We start from the raw sequence: 18744 nt of genomic DNA on the forward strand, positions 1-18744 counted from the left end.
CCGGCTCGCGTGCGAGGCGCCGTCGCGCCCGTGTGCTCAGTTCGGGGCGTGGACCCCGTTGCCGGCGCCGTAGTCCACCGAGCGGCCGAACAGACGCCGCTTGAGCTCGGGGTAGGCCGAGTTGTCGGTGGGGCTGACGAGCTGGCAGACGTACCCGGGCGCCGGCGTGGTGCGGCCGTTCTCGCCGTACGGGTCGGTGTACCAGCGGGTGGGCCCGCTGGCATTGGTCACCTCGGTGTCCTGGAGGTAGAAGTCGCGCTGCGCGCCGTCGAACGGCGACCGGGGGTCCCGGTACTCGAAGGGACCGATGGCCGTCACCGACGTCCACGGCTGGCGGTTGGCCGTGCCGCTGTCCGCGGGGTCGGTCTCCCAGGCGGCGTCCACCGGTCGGCCCACCGCCTGGCCGGGCCACGGGTACCGGCTCGGGTTGCGCACGGCCCACCACGGGTCGAACCGGGCGAGTGGCGCGCCGCCCTCGGCGGTGAGGGTGACCTCCAGGGGCCAGTTCTCGTACAGCGCCCAGATGTCGCTTCCTGCCGTCGGCGGCACGAGCACGAACTGCTCGACGCAACCGCGGTCGGGGAGTTGGCGCGCCCCGGTGCCCGACGGGTAGGCCGCCGCGCCGCTCGTGGCGACCGTGGTGCCCGTCGCACAGGAGCGGTTGAACTCGTTGGCGGCGCCGAAGCGGGCCATCGTGACCGAGATCACCTCGGTGCCGTCGTTGCAGCGGGCGGCGTACAGCACCTCGTGCACGTTGTTGGCCGTGGCGTCCGCGGAGTGGCTGCCCTGGTGCACCTTCGTCAGGTAGTCGCACACCACCCGGACCGGCTCGCCGTCGGGTCCGGGCACCTCCACATAGCGGCCCCGGTCGTCGAGCAGGGTCACGTCGTTGGCCACGTCCACCTTGTGGCCGACGTGGTCCTCATAGCGGGTGAGCGTCCCCGGGTGGGCGGCGGCGTACTCCGTGAGCGCCTCGTTCGCCGTCCCGAACGCGACCCCCGCCTCCTCTTCGTAACCCGGCGCCGCCTGGTGGGCCGCCACCCACTCGAACAGGTCGGAGGTGCGGGGGTCGGCCCCGTGCTCGTGGCCGAACGTGCAGGTGGCACCGGTGGCCGGGTCCACGGCCGTGGGCGGGTGCCAGGTGGGGTAGCGGCGGCCGTCCGGACCCACGACGGTGAAGCTGTCGTGCAGGGCCCTCGGGCACGTGTCGTAGGGCGTGGGCTGCCACACGCGGTTGGCGAGGGCATCCGAGGCGGGTGCCTCGGGGAAGGCGCCGTCGAGGTCCTCGCAGTCGGTGACCGCGACCTCCTCGGGGTCGACGAGGCAGGTGTCGTGGCCGGCGCCACCGACCACCGCAGTGTCGACCCTGCCGTCGCGGGCGTCGAGGACGTCGTCGCCCGCGCCGCCGCGCAGCGCATCCTCGCCGGCGCCGCCGACCAGGTGATCGGTGCCCTGCCCGCCCCGGAGGTCGTCGTCCCCCTTGCCGCCGCGCAGGTCGTCGTCGCCGGGCCCGCCGTTCAGGCGGTCGTCGCCCTGGTCGCCCCACAGCTGGTCGCCGCCACCGAGGCCGAAGACCGAGTCGTTCCCAGCACGTGCCCGGAACTGATCGGGCCCCGCGGTGAGCCGGACGGTGTCGTCGCCGGTGGTCGCCACCGGGCCGGCGCCGGCCCCGCTCGCCGAAGCGAGCGCGACCGCGGTGAGGGCGAGAGCGGCCAGAGCGCCGAGCGGTCGGCGGCGGCTCATCGCTCACCCCGCACGAGCTCGCAGTCGGCCGCGACCGAGTCGAACCGGTCGGCGATCACGACGTCGTAGCCGCCGCCGCACCGGATGGTGTCGGCCCCCTTGCCGCCGACGATGAGATCGCCGAGCTCACCGCCACGGAGCAGGTCGTCGCCTGCTCCTCCGTACAGCTCGTCGTTGCCACGGCCGCCGCCGAGGGTGTCGTCCCCCTGGCCGCCGTAGAGCTCGTCCGCGCCGCGATCGCCCACGACCGTGTCGTTGCCGGCACCGGCGTTGACGGTGTCCGCGAGCACCAGCGCGCACACGAGGTCGGCGCCGCCGAGGGTGTCGAGGTCGTCTGCAGCCGAGGTGCCCACGACCACGTCGTCACCCGTGGTGGGCGACTGCTGCTGGCCGAGGTCGACGGTGGCGAGCAGGCCCGAGCACCGTCGGCTGACGACGAGCTCGATGGGAGCGGCGTCCGACGACTCGAGACCGTCGGTGCCGGTGTACGACGCGGTGGCCGTGTAGGTGCCGGGATCGACGTCGGCGCTCAGGGTGCACGAGGCCTCACCCGTCGTTGCCACCGCCGCGGCGGCACACGCCGGCACCTCGATCCCCTCCACCGAGAAGGAGACGCTGCCGGCGTCGGCCGGGGCGTTCGAGATGGACCCGACGACGGTGGCGGTCGCGGTGATCTCCTCGCCGATGCCGACGTGCAGCGCCGAGGCCTCGAGCGTCGTCGTGGAGGGCTCGGTGACGAGGAGCTCGAAGGGGTCGCTCGCGCTGTCGGCGTGCGACTCGTCGCCTGTGTAGGCGGCGGACACGGTGTGGGTGCCCCGAGCGGCGAAGGTCGCTCCTGGGCAGGTGGCGGTGCCGTCGTCGGTCACGACCGGGACGTCGACGCACCCGGCCACGGTGGACCCGTCGACGGCGAACGTCACCGTGCCCACACCGACGGGCCCGGCGCCGCCAGCCGCCCGGGTCACCGTCGCGGTCAGCACGACGCTGCCGTCGAGCGCCACGGTGTCGTCGGCGGCGTCGGTGGTGAGGGCGGTGTCCGTGGCCAACGGGCCGAGCAGCGCGACGGCGACCTCGCCGGCCTGGCTGCGTGGCGTGCCGGGGGGAAGGGGCCGCTGGGCGAAGTCGCCGGCGCCGGCGAAGTCGGCGACGCCGTTGCCGTCGAGGTCGCCGAGGCCCGCGACCTGGCGTCCGAAGCGGTCACCGGCGGCGAGGCCGTCGATTCGGTAGCCGTCGTCGGGGGTCAGGGCGGCGAGGTCCTGGGTGGCGGTCGTGGCCTTGCCGTGCACGATCCAGACCGCGCCGGCGCCGCTCATGGTTGCCGCCGGGTTGGCAGGGTTGACCGGGTCGTAGCCGTAGGCGCCGATGGCGAAGTCGGGGGTGCCGTCCGCATTGACGTCGCCGATCCCCGACAGCGAGTAGCCGGTGCCCTCGGTCCCGTTGCCGGGGTCCGAGTCCGCCCCCACGATCCAGTAGCCCCTGGCGGCGGTCTCGTCCGGGGCGCAGGTGCCGGCGCCTGCGTCGGGCGCGCACGTGAAGACGGCAGCGGTCGCGTCCGGTGCGGTCGCGGTGTAGACGGTGGCGTTCGAGTCGGCGCCGAAGACCACCCACGCGCTGCCGGTGCGCGGGCCGGTCGCGGCGTTGTACACCCCGTCGCCGCCGATGATCACGTCGTCGAGGCCGTCGCCGTTGACGTCGCCCGCGCCGGCCACGGAGATGCCGAGACGATCGCGCCCACGTTGCGGCCCGTGGACGGCGAAGCCCTCCTCGCCGACGTTCGCCAGATCGACCGTGCCGTCCCCGCCACCCCAGACCACCCACGCGGCCCCGGGGACCGCCACCCCCGCGCCCCACGGTGTGGCCGTGTAGGCGCCGACCACGAGATCGTCCACCCCGTCGCCGTTCACGTCGCCCGCCGGTGCGACCGACCCGAGGCGGTCCTCGTTCCCGCGCCCGTCGATGACGGAGAGCACGTCGCCTTCGTCCGGAGCGATCAGGTCGACGTCAGCGACGTCGTCCTTGCCCGCGACGATCCACACCCGTCCGTTGTTGGTGCGGCCCTGGGTGTCGGCCACGACGCCGGCGACGGCGAAGTCGGCCAGGCCGTCGTCGTCGTGGTCGCCGACCGGGGCCATCGAGAACCCGACGTTGTAGTCGAGCGCGTCGGTGGGGTCGCCGAGCACCTGGAAGCCGCGCTCGCCGAGGTTGGCGAGGTCGACGTCGCCGAACTCCTCGGCTCCGAGGACCACGAACACCCGCTCCTGCACGTAGTAGCTGATGGCGAGATCGTCGATGTCGTCGCCGTTCACGTCGCCGAGGCAGGCGACCGAGAAGCCCACGAAGGCGTTGGCGGTGCTGGGACCGTCGATGCGCGCCGCACCGGCCGCGACCGGGTCGTTCAGGTCGCCGCCGGCGACCTGCGGGCCCCCGAACAGGACGTAGGCGGCGCCCACGTTGTTGTTCGGCGCCTTGTCCCAGAACCAGGCGCCGACCACGGCGTCGTCGTACCCGTCGGCGTCGACGTCGCACGCGCCTTGGGCCAAGGCGGCGCCCGTCGCGCTCGACGTGTCCCCGAACCATCGGACCGTTGCCGAGGGCTCGGAGGCGCCTGCGTGCCCGATCCCCAGGGCGGTGACCGCAACCGAGACCAGCACGGCCATCGGTAGAAGGTGAAGCAAACTCTTGAAATTAGGCATACCTAACAATTAGCACAGGCGCGGAGATCGGCAAGCGGGGCGCGGAGTGGGCACCGGGTCGACCGGGACGAGAAACGCCCACCGGGAGGATCCCGGTGGGCGCTGGGCGGCCCTCGCCGGAGCGGGGCGGTCGACCTCGGCGGACGGTCAGCGGCGGGCGGCGGCGCTGCGCTTCGCGGTCGTCTTGGCGGTGGCCGCCGTCTTTCGCGCGGTGGTCCGTGCCGTCCCGGCGGTCTTCTTGGCGGTGCTCCCGGCCCGCTTGGAGGTGGACGTGGCGGCCTTCTTGGCGCTGCCGCCGGCGCGCTTGGTCGCAGTCGTCGCCTTCTTGGCGGTTCCGCCCGCCCGCTTCGCCGTCGAACCTGCTGCCTTCTTGGCGCTGCTCGTGGCCTTGCGGCTCTTCGTCGCCGCCTTCGACCCGGTCCGCTTGGTGGCCTTCACCGGCGATGCGTTGCGGGACGAGCCGTTGCGCCCGCCGAGGATGCGACCGATCACGTCCTGCGCGGTCGACACGGCGCCCTGCGCCGCGTCCCTCACCCCGTCACCGACGCGGTCGGCGACGGCCGCCGCCGCCCCCACGGCGATGTTGCCCGGCGGGGTGTCCGGGCTGCGCGGGTGCGGGTGGGTCGGGGCGATGCGGCGTGCCCGCTGCATGGCGTCGCCGAGCGCGCCCAGGTCCTTGCGACCGAGCGCATCGCGCACCTTGGGGAAGAGGTCGTCCTCCTCCTCCTCGACGTGGTGACGGACGTTCTCGATGAGGACCGTCATCTTGGCGGTGAAGCGCTCGTCCTTCGGGTCCATGTCGTCGAGCTCGGACAGCACCCACTTGACGATGTGGTGCTCCTCGAGGCTCTCGAGGGTGAGGTCCTCGACGTCGTCGACGGTGGCCCGGATGACCGGGTAGAAGAGCTGCTCCTCGATGGCTGCGTGCCGGGAGAGCTCCTCGCGGATCTTGTCCGCGACGTTGGCCTTCTCCTTGTAGGCACCGTCACCGGCCTTCTCGAATCGCTTGAACAGCTTCTCGACGGTCTTGTGGTCGTCCTTCAACAGGGTGATGGCATCCATGGTCCACGGCCCTACCCGACGTCTCGGGGGCCAGAACCGGGAGGGTCAGTGGCGGGACAGGTGGGAGCCTCGGCTGCTGGGCAGGGGCGGCTCCCACAGCACCGAGGTGTCCCGACCGCTGCGCTTGGCCCGGTACAACGCGTCGTCGGCCCGCCGGAACAGCTCGTCGCAGTCGAGGTCCTCGCCCAGCGAGATCGCGATGCCGATCGACACCGACGACCCGGCCCGGTGGGCGGCACCGCGGATGCGCTCGGCCACCTCGACGGCCTGCTGGCCGTCGCTGATGCCGACGAGCACGGCGGCGAACTCGTCCCCGCCGACCCGGAACAGGTCGTCGCGGCCGCGCAGCTCCTTCGCCATGGCACCGGCGAGCTCGCGGAGGACGCGGTCGCCGGCTTGGTGGCCACCGGCGTCGTTGACGGCCTTGAAGTGGTCGACGTCCACCGACAGCAGGGCGCTGCCCGCGAAGCCTCCGTGCGCGAGCTGGTCGAGCCGGTCTTGGAAGGCCCGCTGGTGCCCGAGCCCCGTCAGCGGGTCCTGGCGGCTCAGGGAGAGGAGCTCGTCCATGTACCGGGTCCGCACGAGCGCGCCGGCCACCAGGGTGGCCAGCAGCTCCAGCTGCTCGACGAGCTCGGGCTCGGGCAGGGTGGCGCGTTCGTCGGCGACCAGGAGGAACCCGAGGCGCTCGTCCGACGCGGCGAGGGAGACGACGATCAACGAGTTGATGCCGGCCACGCGCAGCGAGTCGTCGCCGGTGAAGCCGCGGCCGTCCGGCTCGCCGACCGTGTAGCAGGAGAGGGGACCGTCGACCCAGGCGGCGATCTCGGCGAGGCTCCCTGCGCCGAGGAACTGCAACGAGTCGCCCAGCGGCCCCACCGATCGGGTCACGACCAGCTCGCCGGTGTTGCGCAGCGCGACGAGCCCCGACGGCGAGCCCGAGAGCTCGGTGGCCACCTCGAGCGCGGTCTCGATCACCTCCGCCTTGTGCTCGGCGCGGGCGATGCGGGCGGCGTTGTCGGCGAGCAACACCCAGCCGGAGGCGGCGGGAAGGCCACCGAGCTCCTCGACCCGCCGGGCGAAGTGCTCGGCCGCGGTCTGGAGATCGCCGAGCACGTCGCCGGTGAAGGGCGTCCCGGACTCGACGTTGAGGGCGCCGACGACCTCGCCACCAAGGCGGATGGGCACGCAGGCCTCGGCCACGATGTTGGGTGCCGCCTCGAGGTACTCCGCGCTGGTGGCCACCTCGATCAGGTGCGGGCGACCGGTGCGCACGGTGGCCGCGATCACGCCGCTCGCCTCGGGAAAGCCGTCGAGCACCTGCCAGTAGCCGTTGGAGGCGAAGCGGCGCAGCCGGCCCGACCGGCGGAGGTACAGGCTCGGCAGCTCGTAGCCGGCAGCGACGAGGTGGTCGCAGCACTGCTGGGCGCACGTCACCAGGTCGGGTGCGTCGTCCAGCATCTGCCGGAGCTCGGGCACGGAGCGCATTGCCTCCACTATCGACCGCCGGTCAAGGGCCGTGAACGCCCGGGGCGACGATGGGCCGAACGATTCAGGTCGCCAGGTGACTCGGCCGGGGGCCCTCGTCGAGGGCGTCAGCCGCGGCCGTAGAAGACCCGTTCGACCACCGCGCGGCTCTTGCGGGTGACCCGCCGGTACTCGTTGCGGAGATCGGCGCCCGTCGCGTCGAGGGACCGGGCGAGCACCGCCAGGCGGTCGGCCTGTTGGGGGAGCGCGTCGCCGGGCTGGCCGTGGACGAGGAACCACCGGTTGCGGGTGCGCTCGCAGAAGGCGTAGGCCTCGCGCAGCACGTCGGCATCGTCGGGGGAGAGGATGTCCCTCGCCGCCAGCGTGTCGAGCGCCGCCATGGTGCCGGGCGAGTGCAGGCCGTGCTGGAGCTGGAGCAGCTGCGCGGTCCACTCGACGTCGGACAGCGAGCCGCGTCCGAGCTTGAGGTGGAACTTCGGGTCCTCGTTCGGCGGGATGCGCTCCTGCTCCACGCGCGCTTTCATCCGGCGGACGGCGCGCACCCCTTCGGCATCCAGGCCGCCGTCCCACACGTAGGGGTCGACGAGACGGATCAGCGTGCGGCCGAGGTGCTCGTCGCCGGCCACGAAGCGGGCCCGCGTCCAGGCCTGGCGTTCCCACGTCTGGAGCCAGTGCTCGAAGTAGGCGGTGTACCCGTTGAGGCTCCGGGCGAGCGGGCCCTGCTTGCCCTCGGGGCGCAGATCGGCGTCGACGTCGTAGATGCGGGCCGCGGGCGTGTGGCCCTTGAGGAACTTCATGAGCCGGGTGGCCAGTCGGTCGGCCTCCTCGATGGCGGCGCTGCTGGAACCGTCGAAGACGAAGGCCACGTCGAGGTCGCTGGCGTACGAGAGCTCGCCGCCGCCGAAGCGGCCCAGGGCGAGGACGGCGAAGGGGACGGTCGGGTGCAGCGAGCGGAGCGCGGCCTCGAGCGTGGCCTCGGCGATGGCGGTCAGGTCACGGCCGACGGTGCGTACATCGTCGACGTCCATGACGTCGCGGGCGCCGACCCCGAGGAGGTGGCGACGCCGCCACCGGCGCAGCGCCTGCTGGCGTTCGTCGGCGTCCGCCCGCCACTCCAGGGACTTGGTGGCGCTCTCCACGAGCTCGTCACGCGGTCGGGTGCGGAGCGCAGTCGGGTCGGCGAGACGGGAGACCAGGTCGGGCTCCCTACCGAGGACCTCGCCGAGCAGCCGGCTCGTGCCGAGCACCTGGCAGAGCCGCTGGGCCACCTCGGGCGACTCGCGGAAGGTGGCGGCGAGACGGCCCGTGCGGGCGGAGTCAGAGGCGAGGTTGCGCAACCCGAGGAGCCCCACGTCCGGGTCGGGCGAGGCGGAGAGCCAGTCGAGCAGCAGCGGCAGGACCTGTTGCATGAGGCGCGACGAGCGGGTCAGTCCCCGGGTCAGCTCGCTGACGGCCTGGCGGGTGCGAGCGGCGTCGGTGAAGCCGAACGCGGCGAGGCGGGCCTCGATGGCCTCGTCGGTGAGGGCGCTGGCGGCCTCGGCGAAGGCCTCGAGCAGCGGCCGGAAGTACACCCGCTCGTGGATGGAGCGGGCGGTCGCCTGATGGGTGGCGAGGTCGCGGTCGAGCTGGGCGAGGTCGCTCTCCTCGACGGTGCTGCGGTAGCCGAGGTTGCGGGCGAGGCGGCTGCGCTCCTCGTCGCCCGTGGGCACGGCGTGCACCTGCTGCTCGTCCACGAGCTGGAGGCGGTGCTCGACCTCCCGCAGGAAGCGGTAGGCGGCGGCGAAGCCGTCGGCGTCCCCCTGGTCCACGTAGCCGGCGTCCGCCATCTCCCCGAGGGCGACGAGGGTGGTGGGTGACCGCAGTTCCGGGTCGAGGCGCCCGTGCACCAACTGGAGCAGCTGCACCGAGAACTCGATGTCCCGGATGCCGCCTCGGCCCCGTTTCACCTCTCGCTCGGACAGGCCCTTCTTCGCGATCTCGCTCTCGGCCCGCTCCTTCATGGCCCGCACCGATCGCAGATCGTCGGCGCTGAAGTGGCGGGACCACAGTCGTTCGGTGGCGGCCGCGTGGTACGCGGCGCCGAGCTCGGCGTCGCCGGCCACGGGCCGGGCCTTGAGGAGAGCCTGGAACTCCCACGGCTGGGCCCACTTGTCCCAGTACGCCTCGTAGGAGGACACCGTGCGGGCCAGCGGGCCGTCTCGACCCTCGGGGCGGAGGTTCGCGTCGACCCGGAAGCAGCGCCGGGCGTGGTCGAGCACGTTGCGGGCGGCCTTGACCATCGCGCTGTGCTCGGCCTCGCCCACGAACATCACGTCGATGTCGCTGGCGTAGTTCAGCTCGTCGCCGCCGAGCTTGCCCATGCCGATCACGGCGAGGTGCTCGGCCTCGGCCAGGGTGCAGGACGCGGCGAGCACGTCACGACCCAATGCCGCGAGGGCGGCGCCCGTGGCCTCGAGGGCGTCGATCCTGATGAGGTCGCGAGCGGCGATGCGCAGGTACTCGAGGCGCTTGCTCGCGACGAGGCGCTCAGGGCTCTCGGCCGAGATGGGCACGGGCTCGTCGAGCGCGGCCAGCACGTCGAGGGCGGCCGCGTCGGTCTCGACGTGGCGGGTCAGCGACCGACTGGCCGACGTCACCGCCAGGAGTGCTCGCACCAGGTCCGGGTCGGCGGCGAGGCGGTCCGTCGCCTCGGGGTGGGCCTCGAGGGTGCGGGCGAGCCCGGCCCGGGCGAGGTCGGGGACGGGGCTCGCCTCCACCGCCTCCTCGAAGTGGCGCTCGGGGCCCCCGGTCACGCCGACGAGTCTGCCCGTTGCGATCGACGGAGGTGGACGCGACGGGACGCCGGATTCCGAACGCGGCGGCTTCCGCTCCGGCGGGCTCGGAGCCGGCAGCGGGTCGGCCCATAGGCTGACGGGTGTGACGACGCTGCGTGTGGCGCTGTGCCAGCTCAACCCGGTGGTCGGCGACCTCGAGGGCAACGCCGCCAAGGTGCTCGACGCCTTGGCGCAGGCCGAGGCCGAAGGCTGCCACCTCGCGGTGTACGGCGAGCTGGTGATCACCGGATACCCGCCGGAGGACCTGCTGCTCAAGCCGGGGTTCGTGGCCGACAACCGGGCCGCCCTCGACCGCGTCGCCGCCGAGACGGGTGACTGCGTCGCGCTGGTGGGCTTCGTGGACCAGGTGGCCGAGCAGGATCGGCCCGACGAGCCGGGCGAGCGGCCGCTCTACAACGCCGTGGCGGTGTGCGCCGGCGGCGAGGTCAGGGGCGTCTACCGCAAGCGACTGCTGCCCAACTACGCGGTGTTCGACGAGGAGCGCTACTTCGCTCCGGGCGACGACACCTTGGTGCTCTACGAGGTCGCCGGGGCCAAGGTCGGCGTCACCGTGTGCGAGGACGCATGGAGTGCCACCGGCCCCATCCCACGCCTCGCCGCCGGCGGCGCCGAGGTGATCGCCAACCTGAACGGTTCGCCCTACTACCGGGGCCGACTCGCCGAGCGCGAGACCATGCTGACCGGGCGCTCGGCCGGTGCCGACTGCCCCATCGTCTACGTGAACCAGGTGGGCGGCCAGGACGAGCTGATCTTCGACGGCGGATCGCTGGTGTTCGACGGCGCCGGCGCGATGGTCACGAGGGCACCGCAGTTCGTCGAGGAGGTGCGGGTCGTGGACCTCGACCTCGCCACCCGCACGGGCACGGAGCCGTTGGCGGTCGTCCCGGTCACCCCGGCCCCGGCCGGCCCGCCCGCGTCGCCCCGTCGGGCGCCCGCACCCGACGAGCCGGCGGGCCACGTCGAGGAGGTGTACCGCGCGCTCGTCCTCGGCACCCACGACTACGTCACCAAGAACGGCTTCGGCGACGTCGTCATCGGCCTCTCGGGCGGTGTGGACTCCTCCCTGGTCGCCGCGATCGCCGCCGACGCCCTCGGGCGCGACCGGGTGCACGGGGTGCTCATGCCGTCCCGCTTCTCCAGCGACCACTCGGTGAGCGATGCGGTCGGTCTCGCCGAGGCGCTGGGCATCGAGCACCGCACGATCCCCATCGAGGACGCCCACAAGGGCTTCGAGGCGATGCTGGCCGAGTCCTTCGACGGCCTCGCGCCCGACCTCACCGAGGAGAACCTCCAGTCCCGCATCCGGGGCACGGTGCTGATGGCCCTGTCCAACAAGTTCGGGTGGTTGGTGCTGTCCACCAGCAACAAGAGCGAGGCGGCGGTCGGCTACGCCACCCTCTACGGCGACACCGTGGGCGGCTACTCGGTCATCAAGGACGTGCCCAAGCTCCTCGTCTACGAGCTGTGCCGGTGGCGCAACGAGCAGGGCCGCTTCGACGGCTCGCCCGGTGCGGTGATCCCCGAGAACGTGCTGACGAAGCCACCGTCGGCGGAGCTGCGCCCGGACCAGCGCGACGACCAGAGCCTCCCGCCCTACGAGGTGCTGGTGCCCTTGCTCGAGGCCTACGTCGAGCAGGACCGCACCGCTGCGGAACTGATCGCCGAGGGCTTCGACCCCGCGCTGGTGGCCAAGGTGTCCCGCCTCGTCGACCGGGCAGAGTACAAGCGGCGCCAGTCACCCCCCGGTCCACGGGTCACCCGCAAGGCCTTCGGCAAGGACCGGCGCCTCCCCATCACCAACCGCTACCAGGGCTGAGACCCCGCACGACGCGTGACGGCGACCGTGGCGGTGGCGGGGACGACTGCTGGGCGGTTCCTCGGACGGGACGCCGAGCTGATCGCCCTTGTCCGGGCGGTCCGGGCCGGACGCCCGGTGCTGGTGGTCGGGCACTCGGGCACAGGGCGCCACCGCCTGGTGGTCGAGGCCGGACGCCGCCTCGGGCCGACGAGGCTCCGCACGGTGCGCGGCACCTCCGGGTCCGCTCCGCTGCTCGACCTTCGACCGCTCATCGGTGCCGCGGGCCTCGACGAGGCGTGGGCGGCCGTCGATCGGGCCCTGCCCGGGGACGCCATCGTGGTCGTCGACGAGCCGGGTGCGCTCGACCCCTCCAGCGCCGCGATCCTGCGCCAGATCGGCGAGGCCGGTCGAGCCTCGCTGGTGGGGGTGACGGCGTCGCCGAGCGGTGCGCTCGGCGTGCTCGACGGCTACTTCGGCGGTCCCGACGCCGAGACGCTCCGCCTCGGGCCGTTGCCGGAGGACGTGCTCCTCGATCTCCTGGCGGGGTGGGTCGACCCACCGCTGGACCGTCGGTCGGCGCTCCACCTCACTCGTCTCAGCGAGGGCCTCCCCGGCTTCCTCGCGGACCTCGTGCGGGCTGCTTCGGACGAAGGGGCGCTGGTGGACGCGGACGGGGTCTGCCGGATCCCAGGGCTCCCGCCGCTCGGACGCCGCCTGGCCCGGCACGTGGACGCCCGCGTGGCACCGCACGGGGCCGCCGGGCGGTCCGTGCTGGAGGTGCTCCACGTCGCCGAGCAGTTGCCGGTGACGGTCGCAGAGCAGCTCGCAGGCATCGCGCTCTTGGCCGCGATGGAGGCCGACGGGCTGTTGGAGGTGCCGGCCAGCGCCACCGCAGGCGCCTGGGTCCGGGTGGCCTCGCCGCTGGTGGAGGCCTGGCTCGACGGACGCATGGGGGTGCTCGGTCGTCGCGCCGCCGCGTCCAGGCTTGCCGAGCTCGACCCTCCACCGGCCGGCGCCGGCGACGAGGCGGGCGAGGAGCTGCGGCTGCTGTGGGCGGTGCGTGCCGGCCGACCGGTCGACCCTGCCCAGGCGACCCGGTGTGCACAGCAGGCCGTGGCCGCCGGCCGCGTCGAGCGGGGGGCCGAGCTCGCGGTCGCGGCGTACGCCCTGGCCCCGGACGCGCACACCGCCGTGGTGGCGTCGTGGAACCTCGACCGCCTCGGTGAGCACGAGCAGGCCATGGCGTTGCTGGAACGCGCCGCGAGCGTGGTGACCGACGACTGGGACCGGGCGTGGGTGGCGAAGCGCGCTGCCGAGGAGCGCTGGTGGTGGTCGAACGACACGGTGGCGGCCCGCGCGCTGGCCGACCCGGGCGCGCATCCGCCGGGGGCAGGACGCGATCTGCTCGTCGCACAGAACGCGATGTTCGACCTGCTCGACGGTCGTGTGGCCGAGGCCCGGGCCCGGGCGGAGGTGCTGACGGCCCACGAGCACCCCGAGGTGCGTTCGGTCGCGACGATGGTCGAAGCCCTCGGGGCGGCGCTGGCCGATCACGGCGACGACGCGCTCGCGATCGCCGAGGCCGCCCGGGCCGAGGTCGCCGCGACCGACGATCCCCGCCCGCCGGGTGACTTCCACGTCATCGCCGGCCTCGTCGCCCTCACCCTGGACGGCCGCTTCGACGACGCCGCGGCCGTCGCCGAGCTCGTCGCCGCCGGCGCCGGCCCCGGCAACGTCGAGGGACAGGGTTGGGCGGCGATGCTCGCGGCGTTCGTGGACCTCGGACGCGGTCGGCTGACGACCGCCACGGAGGGCTTCGGCGCCGCCGAGGTCGCGTTCCGGGATTGCGGCCTCCCCGGCCTCGCCCGTTGGTGCGTCACCGGACAGGCCTTGGCGAACCTCGCAAGGGGCGACGACGACGGGGCGGCCGGCGCCCTGGCGCGACTCGACACGTGGCCCGGTGACGGGTTCGCCCTCTTCGAGCCCTTGGCCGAGGTGGCCCGGGCCTGGCTCCTGGTGCGATCCGGCGCGCCGGACCGGGCGAGGGCGGCCGCCGGCGCCGCGGTGACCCGCGCCGCCGAGCACGGCTCGTGGGCCCTACTGGGTCAGGTCGCGCACGACCTGGCCCGGTTGGGGCTCCAGGACGACGCCCAGCGGGCTGCAGCTGCCTCTCGCGGGGAGGGCGCCCTGACGCGGCTGCGCCTCTCCGCGGTGGCGGCGCTCGCCGCCTCGGACGACGAGGCACTCCGGGTGGCGGGCGAGGGCCTCGCCGGACGGGGCGCCCTGCTCGCTGCGGCGGAGTGCTTCGTTCGTGCGTCGGCGGTCGCCGAGACCGCCGGCGATGCTCGGGCCGCGGCGGGCGACGCCACCCGAGCGGCGGACCTGCTCGTGTCCTGTCCCGAGGCCCGGACGCCGCTGCTGGACAGCGCCGCGGTCCGCGGCCTCTCCGACCGGGAGCTCGAGGCCGCCCGCCTGGCCCGGTCGGGCTGGAGCAACCGCCGCATCGCCGAGGAGCTCGGGCTCTCGTACCGCACGGTCGAGAACCACCTCTACCGGGCCTTCGCCAAGCTGGGCATCGGCGGGCGCGACGAGCTCGCCGGCGTGCTCGACCCTCCCGGGGCGGCGTCCGAACCCACCTGAGTGGCCGTGGCGCTCCGTGAATTGAGTGGTGAGCACTCAATACCCCGGCGGATCGGTGCGGTCCCATGGGTCGCATGATCAGACGAGCGTTCAGCAGTGGAAGGTATGCGGCCGTGGCGAGCACTCTGGCCCTGGTGGTTGCCCTGAGCGGCTCGGCCTACGCCGCCAACAGCGTGCGCAGCACCGACATCGTGGACGGCCAGGTGAAGTCGAGCGACCTCAAGGACGGCGGCGTGCGGAGCGTCGACCTCCGGGACGAGTCGGTCACCGGCGCGGACATCTTCGACAAGAGCATCGAGACCACCGACCACAGCTTCGGGTCCCTCGGTCGGTCGCCCCGGATCTTCGCCTACGTGCTCGGCGACGGGACGATCCAGGCCGGCCAGGGCGTCACCGTGACCCGCCAGGCCGACGGTTTCTACAACGTCACCTTCAGCTCGGACGTGAGCTCGTGCGCGGTCACGGTCACCGCGGAGTCGGGCCCCGCCTCGGTGGCGCACTTCCTGCGGACGTCGGGTACGACCATCAACGTCCAGACCCAGAGCCTCGCGGGCACCATTGGCGACCGGGTCTGGAACCTCGTCACGGTCTGCTGACGGGACCGGTACCCGCTTCCTCGGTCCTCGGGGCGACGGCCCGCGGTGGTGCTCGTCGTCGCCCCACCCGAGCACGGCCCCGGGCGTTGTCGTAGCGTTGAGGCACCCCAGGGGACGGAGGGCGATCATGAGGATCCGCAACGTCGTAGCCGCGATCGCGATCGGGATGGCGGCCGTCGCGGCCTCACCCCCGCCGGCGGAGGCGGCCACGCCGCCGAGCCCGGCGTGTCCCGCCGATGCTCCCACCATCCGGGGGTCGGGCTTCATCGTGGGCACGTCGGGGAGGGACGTCATCTGGGGGAGCGCCGGGCCGGACGTGATCGACGCCCGAGGCGGTTGGGACATCGTGTGCGGCGGGGGTGGCGCCGACGCGATCCTCGGGGGGAGCGGTTCGGACTGGCTCCTGGGCGGCGCCGGTCCCGACACCATCGACGGGGACTACGGCGACGACTCGATCGTCGGTGAGGGTGGCGCCGACGACCTGACCGGTGACCTCGGCTTCAACCAGTTCGACGGTGGCGCCGGCGCGGACGAGATCCACGGCGGGGACGTGGAAGACCGCATCTTCGGGGGCTCCGGCGCCGACGAGATGTACGGCAACGGCGGTGCCGACTTCATGGACGGCGATGCCGGCAACGACTCGGTCCTCGGGGGTGCCGGCGACGACTCACAGGTCGCCGGGGACCAGGGCGACGACTTCGTCAGCGGCGGGGGCGGGCGCAACAACGTGTGGGGCGGCGACGACGACGACGTCCTCGTCGGTGGCTCGGGGGACGAGAACCTCTACGGCGAGGTGGGCAACGACACCGTGTCGGGCAGCGGCGGCAACGACGTCATCTGGGGCGGCGGGGGTACCGGGGCCGACACCCTCAACGGCGGGAACGGAAACGACACGATCTACGGCGAGGCGGGCGACGACACCCTCACCGGTGGAACGGGCATCGATCCGCTCCACGGCGGGGCGGGCACCCAGGACGTCTGCGACCCGGGTTCGGGGGCCGATCCCACCCCGACCGAGTGCGAGGCCGTCGCCGCCGAGGGGTTGCTGCGGTTCGTGCTGCGCTGGACGACCCAGGTCGACATGGACCTCTGGGTGACCGAGACGGGTGGGAACCGCATCTGGTACCAGAACCCGTCGTCACCCACCGGCGGCCAGCTGGACGTCGATGTCCAGTGCAGTGGAAACGGGGGGCTCGAGAACATCGTGTGGACGTCCGGCGACCAACCCGTCGACGGGACCTATCAGTACAAGGTCCACGAGTTCCAGCAGTGCGGCGACGGGCCGGCCTCGTGGTTCCTCGAGGTCTGGGTGGGGAGCACGCGCGTCCGATCGGAGTCGGGCACGGGCACACAGAGCCTCCGGACCATCTCGGTCAACGTCTGAGCGCCGAGCCGGTCAGATCTCGTCCGGTCCGCCGGCTCACGCCGGCTTGTGGGCAACCCAGAGGTCCTCGGCGGGCCACTGGTCGGCCCACTCGGCGGTGACGATCTCGTACTCCGCGTGGGTGGCGGCGCCGGCGGGTGGGTGGAGCTCGTGGAGGGCGTCGACCACGAGGCCGGCGGCGACGAGCACGCGGATCCACTCGCCGTGGCCCGGGTGGTGCTCGGTGCCGCCGCCGGGCCAGGTGACGGGGGACAGCGCCCGCTGCGGTCGCTGGAGCCGGTCCGTGGCGTAGCCCTCGTCCTCGGGGACGCAGAGCGCGGCGAGCACGCTGTTGGTGAGGAAGACCAGGCGGCCACCGGGGCGCAGCAGCCGGGCCGCTTCGCCCACCCAGGCGGAGGGCGCACACCAGGGGGCGGCGCCGTACTCGCTGATGACCAGGTCGAAGGCCCCGCTGCGTAGGGGCACGACGGCGGCGTCCGCCTCGACCAGGGGGAAGACCAGGCGATGGTCGCGCTGGCACCGGGCGGCGGTCGCCAACTGGTGGCGGCTCAGGTCGACCGCGACGGGGTGGGCTCCGGCACGCGCCAGCCACGCCGAGAGGTAGGCGGTGCCGCAGCCCAACTCGGCGATGGTGAGCCCCTCCAGGTCGCCGAGGAGCCCGAGCGTCGCCTCGGGGATGCGGAACAGGCCCCAGCTGATCGAGTCGTGCGCCCACAGCGCCGCCGCCCCCGGGTCGGTGACGTCGGCGTTCACGGCCGCCCACACGTCCCGGTTGCGGGCGGTGGTGTCCTCGTCGCGACCGACCGGTGGTTCCACGGGCCCGTGTCTACCTGCTCCGTCCTGCTCGTCCTGCTCGTCCCGCTCCCCGGGAGCGTCGCGGGGACGCGGGGTACGCTCCGGGCCGAGCCGACGGGGGGAGGTCTCGCCATGGACAGGCAGCGGTTCCGGCTGTCACCCCAGGCCCGATCGGCCGTCGTGCTGGGCGCCGGTTGGGTGATGGGTGTCGCACTGGTCTTCGCCATCGCGTTCGCCGTGGCGCCCTTCGAAGCCAGCGCCTCGGTCGTGTGGGCGGGGGTGGCCCTCGGTGCGCTGGTCCACGCCACGCTGGCCGCGCTCCTCGTCCGTTGGGGGTTCGAGCTCGGGCTCTGGCGGGTGGTGACGCCGTGGCGCCGTGTCGTGGCCGTCGCGGTGGTCGCCGTGGCCGGCCTCGCGTCGTTGGGCGTGCACGAGTTGGACGGTCGGATCCTCGCCGAGCTCACCGGGGGCCAGGCCTCGGCGTACCGATGGGGGGTCGCCCTCGGGCTGGTGCTGGGCGCCGGCTTCGAGGCCGGTTACCTGATCCGGTGGGTGTGGCGGGTCGACGCCGGCGGTCCCGCGACGCCCGGTCGGTGGGACGCCCTCGTCCCGCTGACCGGAGGCATCGGCGTCGGCGTGCTCGCCGCCGCCCTGTTCTTCGCCGGCGGGGCGGTGTGGCGCAACGAGCGCCTCGACCGCTTCGAGGCCGAGATCCCGGTGATCGAGGGCATCGACGGGGTGTACTTCGCGTTCGGGGACTCCTACTCGGCCGGCGAGGGCCTGCCGCCGTTCGACCGCTGGACGGCCAAGGTCGCCGCCGACGGGTCCAACCGGTGCCACCGCTCCTCCCGGGGCTATCCCCGGTTGCTGCGCTTCGCCGAGCCGCAGCCGCCGCAGGTGTTCACCGCCTGTTCGGGGGCGGTCATCGCCGATCTCCACCGCGGCCACACCCAGCCGGGGGCCGATGCCGAGACCTTCGTGGCGCCGCAGGCGGACGGCGAGGTCCACCCGGAGGCCGGCCTCGTCACCGTGACCATCGGCGGCAACGACATGCAGTTCGCCGAGATGGTGACCTTCTGCATCATCCACTCGCACTGCATGCAGGACACGTTCGGCCACGGCATCACCGGCGGCGGCCGCTTCATCCGCTATCCCGAGCCGCAGCCGCTGGGTTCCTGGATCACCGAGACGATGGACCGTGTCTCGCGGGCGCACCGAGTGCTGTTCCGGCGTCTCCGCGCCGAGTACCCGCGAGCCCGGATCGTCGTCATCGGGTACCCGTACCTGTTTCCGGGCGGCTCGGCGGGATCCGTGCCGAACGACTGCGTCAGCGTGCTGCGCCGCGTCGGCGAAGACGAGCGCGAGGCGGTGCGGGCCCACACGGACCGGTTCAACGACCTCATCCACCGCAGGGCCGTGTCCGCGGGACTCGAGTTCCTCTCGCCGGTCGAGCTCTGGGACGGTCACGAGCCGTGCGGCGACGCCGGCCAGTTCACCAACTCGGTCAAGCCCATCGGGGGCGACGGATCCTTCCATCCGAGCCGCAGCGGTCAGCAGGCCTTGGCACAGCTCGTCTCGTGCTACCTCGTCTCCCACCCCGAGCCGCCGGCGGGCGGGCCGGTCCCCGGCTCACCCGAGGCGCCCGTCGAGTGCCCGTCATGAGCTGCGCGGTCGCTCGGGGAAGCGGTGGACGGCGTCGTGTCCGGGCCGATCC

Annotated in this window: 11 protein-coding genes; 5 read left to right on the forward strand and 6 right to left on the reverse strand. The window is 73.4% G+C overall.

From position 1 onward, the window contains the following. Window positions 1-36: 36 nt before the first annotated feature. From JNK12_08520 to JNK12_08540, 5 genes are all read right to left on the reverse strand, one after another. Window positions 37-1743 (reverse strand): hypothetical protein, encoded by a 1707-nt coding sequence (locus JNK12_08520; protein ID MBL8775960.1) that lies wholly within the window; start codon window positions 1741-1743, stop codon window positions 37-39. After that, window positions 1740-4400, reverse strand: a complete 2661-nt coding sequence (locus tag JNK12_08525; GenBank protein MBL8775961.1) for an FG-GAP repeat protein — start codon at window positions 4398-4400, stop codon at window positions 1740-1742. Before JNK12_08525 ends, JNK12_08520 begins: the two co-directional genes overlap by 4 nt. A 183-nt stretch (window positions 4401-4583) precedes the next feature. After that, window positions 4584-5498, reverse strand: a complete 915-nt coding sequence (locus JNK12_08530) for a hemerythrin domain-containing protein (GenBank protein MBL8775962.1) — start codon at window positions 5496-5498, stop codon at window positions 4584-4586. A 45-nt stretch (window positions 5499-5543) separates the two neighbouring features. Continuing rightward, window positions 5544-6983, reverse strand: a complete 1440-nt coding sequence (locus tag JNK12_08535) for a diguanylate cyclase (protein MBL8775963.1) — start codon at window positions 6981-6983, stop codon at window positions 5544-5546. A gap of 107 nt (window positions 6984-7090) precedes the next feature. After that, window positions 7091-9775 carry a bifunctional [glutamine synthetase] adenylyltransferase/[glutamine synthetase]-adenylyl-L-tyrosine phosphorylase gene (locus JNK12_08540; GenBank protein MBL8775964.1) on the reverse strand — a complete coding sequence of 895 codons (2685 nt, stop codon included), beginning with the start codon at window positions 9773-9775 and terminating at the stop codon, window positions 7091-7093. Window positions 9776-9899: 124 nt separating this feature from the next. Between JNK12_08540 and JNK12_08545 the strand changes: the two genes are divergently transcribed. From JNK12_08545 to JNK12_08560, 4 genes are all read left to right on the forward strand, one after another. Then, on the forward strand, window positions 9900-11633 hold the full coding sequence (locus JNK12_08545) for an NAD+ synthase (protein ID MBL8775965.1): 1734 nt from the start codon (window positions 9900-9902) through the stop codon (window positions 11631-11633). Window positions 11634-11648: 15 nt separating this feature from the next. Beyond that, complete coding sequence (locus JNK12_08550) at window positions 11649-14255, forward strand: helix-turn-helix domain-containing protein (protein ID MBL8775966.1); 2607 nt, start codon at window positions 11649-11651, stop codon at window positions 14253-14255. A 113-nt stretch (window positions 14256-14368) separates the two neighbouring features. Next, the gene (locus JNK12_08555) at window positions 14369-14851 is read left to right on the forward strand and encodes a hypothetical protein (GenBank protein ID MBL8775967.1); all 483 of its coding nucleotides are present in this window, start codon (window positions 14369-14371) and stop codon (window positions 14849-14851) included. A 127-nt stretch (window positions 14852-14978) separates the two neighbouring features. Further along, complete coding sequence (locus JNK12_08560; protein ID MBL8775968.1) at window positions 14979-16235, forward strand: hypothetical protein; 1257 nt, start codon at window positions 14979-14981, stop codon at window positions 16233-16235. Window positions 16236-16271: 36 nt separating this feature from the next. On the opposite strand, the gene JNK12_08565 is transcribed toward JNK12_08560, so the two are convergent. Then, a complete protein-coding gene (locus JNK12_08565) occupies window positions 16272-17051 on the reverse strand; it encodes a class I SAM-dependent methyltransferase (GenBank protein ID MBL8775969.1) in 780 nt (259 codons plus the stop codon). Window positions 17052-17162: 111 nt separating this feature from the next. Between JNK12_08565 and JNK12_08570 the strand changes: the two genes are divergently transcribed. Further along, window positions 17163-18692 carry an SGNH/GDSL hydrolase family protein gene (locus JNK12_08570; protein MBL8775970.1) on the forward strand — a complete coding sequence of 510 codons (1530 nt, stop codon included), beginning with the start codon at window positions 17163-17165 and terminating at the stop codon, window positions 18690-18692. Window positions 18693-18744 lie beyond the last annotated feature (52 nt).

The organism is Acidimicrobiales bacterium (assembly GCA_016794585.1).
Classification (GTDB): Bacteria; Actinomycetota; Acidimicrobiia; order Acidimicrobiales; family DATDAH01; genus JAEUJM01.

What these genes read in the sequence shown, in the direction of transcription:
- JNK12_08520 (MBL8775960.1), bottom strand. Translation starts at nt 1,743, where the DNA reads ATGAGCCGCCGCCGACCGCTCGGCGCTCTGGCCGCTCTCGCCCTCACC.
- JNK12_08525 (MBL8775961.1), bottom strand. Translation starts at nt 4,400, where the DNA reads ATGGCCGTGCTGGTCTCGGTTGCGGTCACCGCCCTGGGGATCGGGCAC.
- JNK12_08530 (MBL8775962.1), bottom strand. Translation starts at nt 5,498, where the DNA reads ATGGATGCCATCACCCTGTTGAAGGACGACCACAAGACCGTCGAGAAG.
- JNK12_08535 (MBL8775963.1), bottom strand. Translation starts at nt 6,983, where the DNA reads ATGCGCTCCGTGCCCGAGCTCCGGCAGATGCTGGACGACGCACCCGAC.
- JNK12_08560 (MBL8775968.1), top strand. Translation starts at nt 14,979, where the DNA reads ATGAGGATCCGCAACGTCGTAGCCGCGATCGCGATCGGGATGGCGGCC.
- JNK12_08570 (MBL8775970.1), top strand. Translation starts at nt 17,163, where the DNA reads ATGGACAGGCAGCGGTTCCGGCTGTCACCCCAGGCCCGATCGGCCGTC.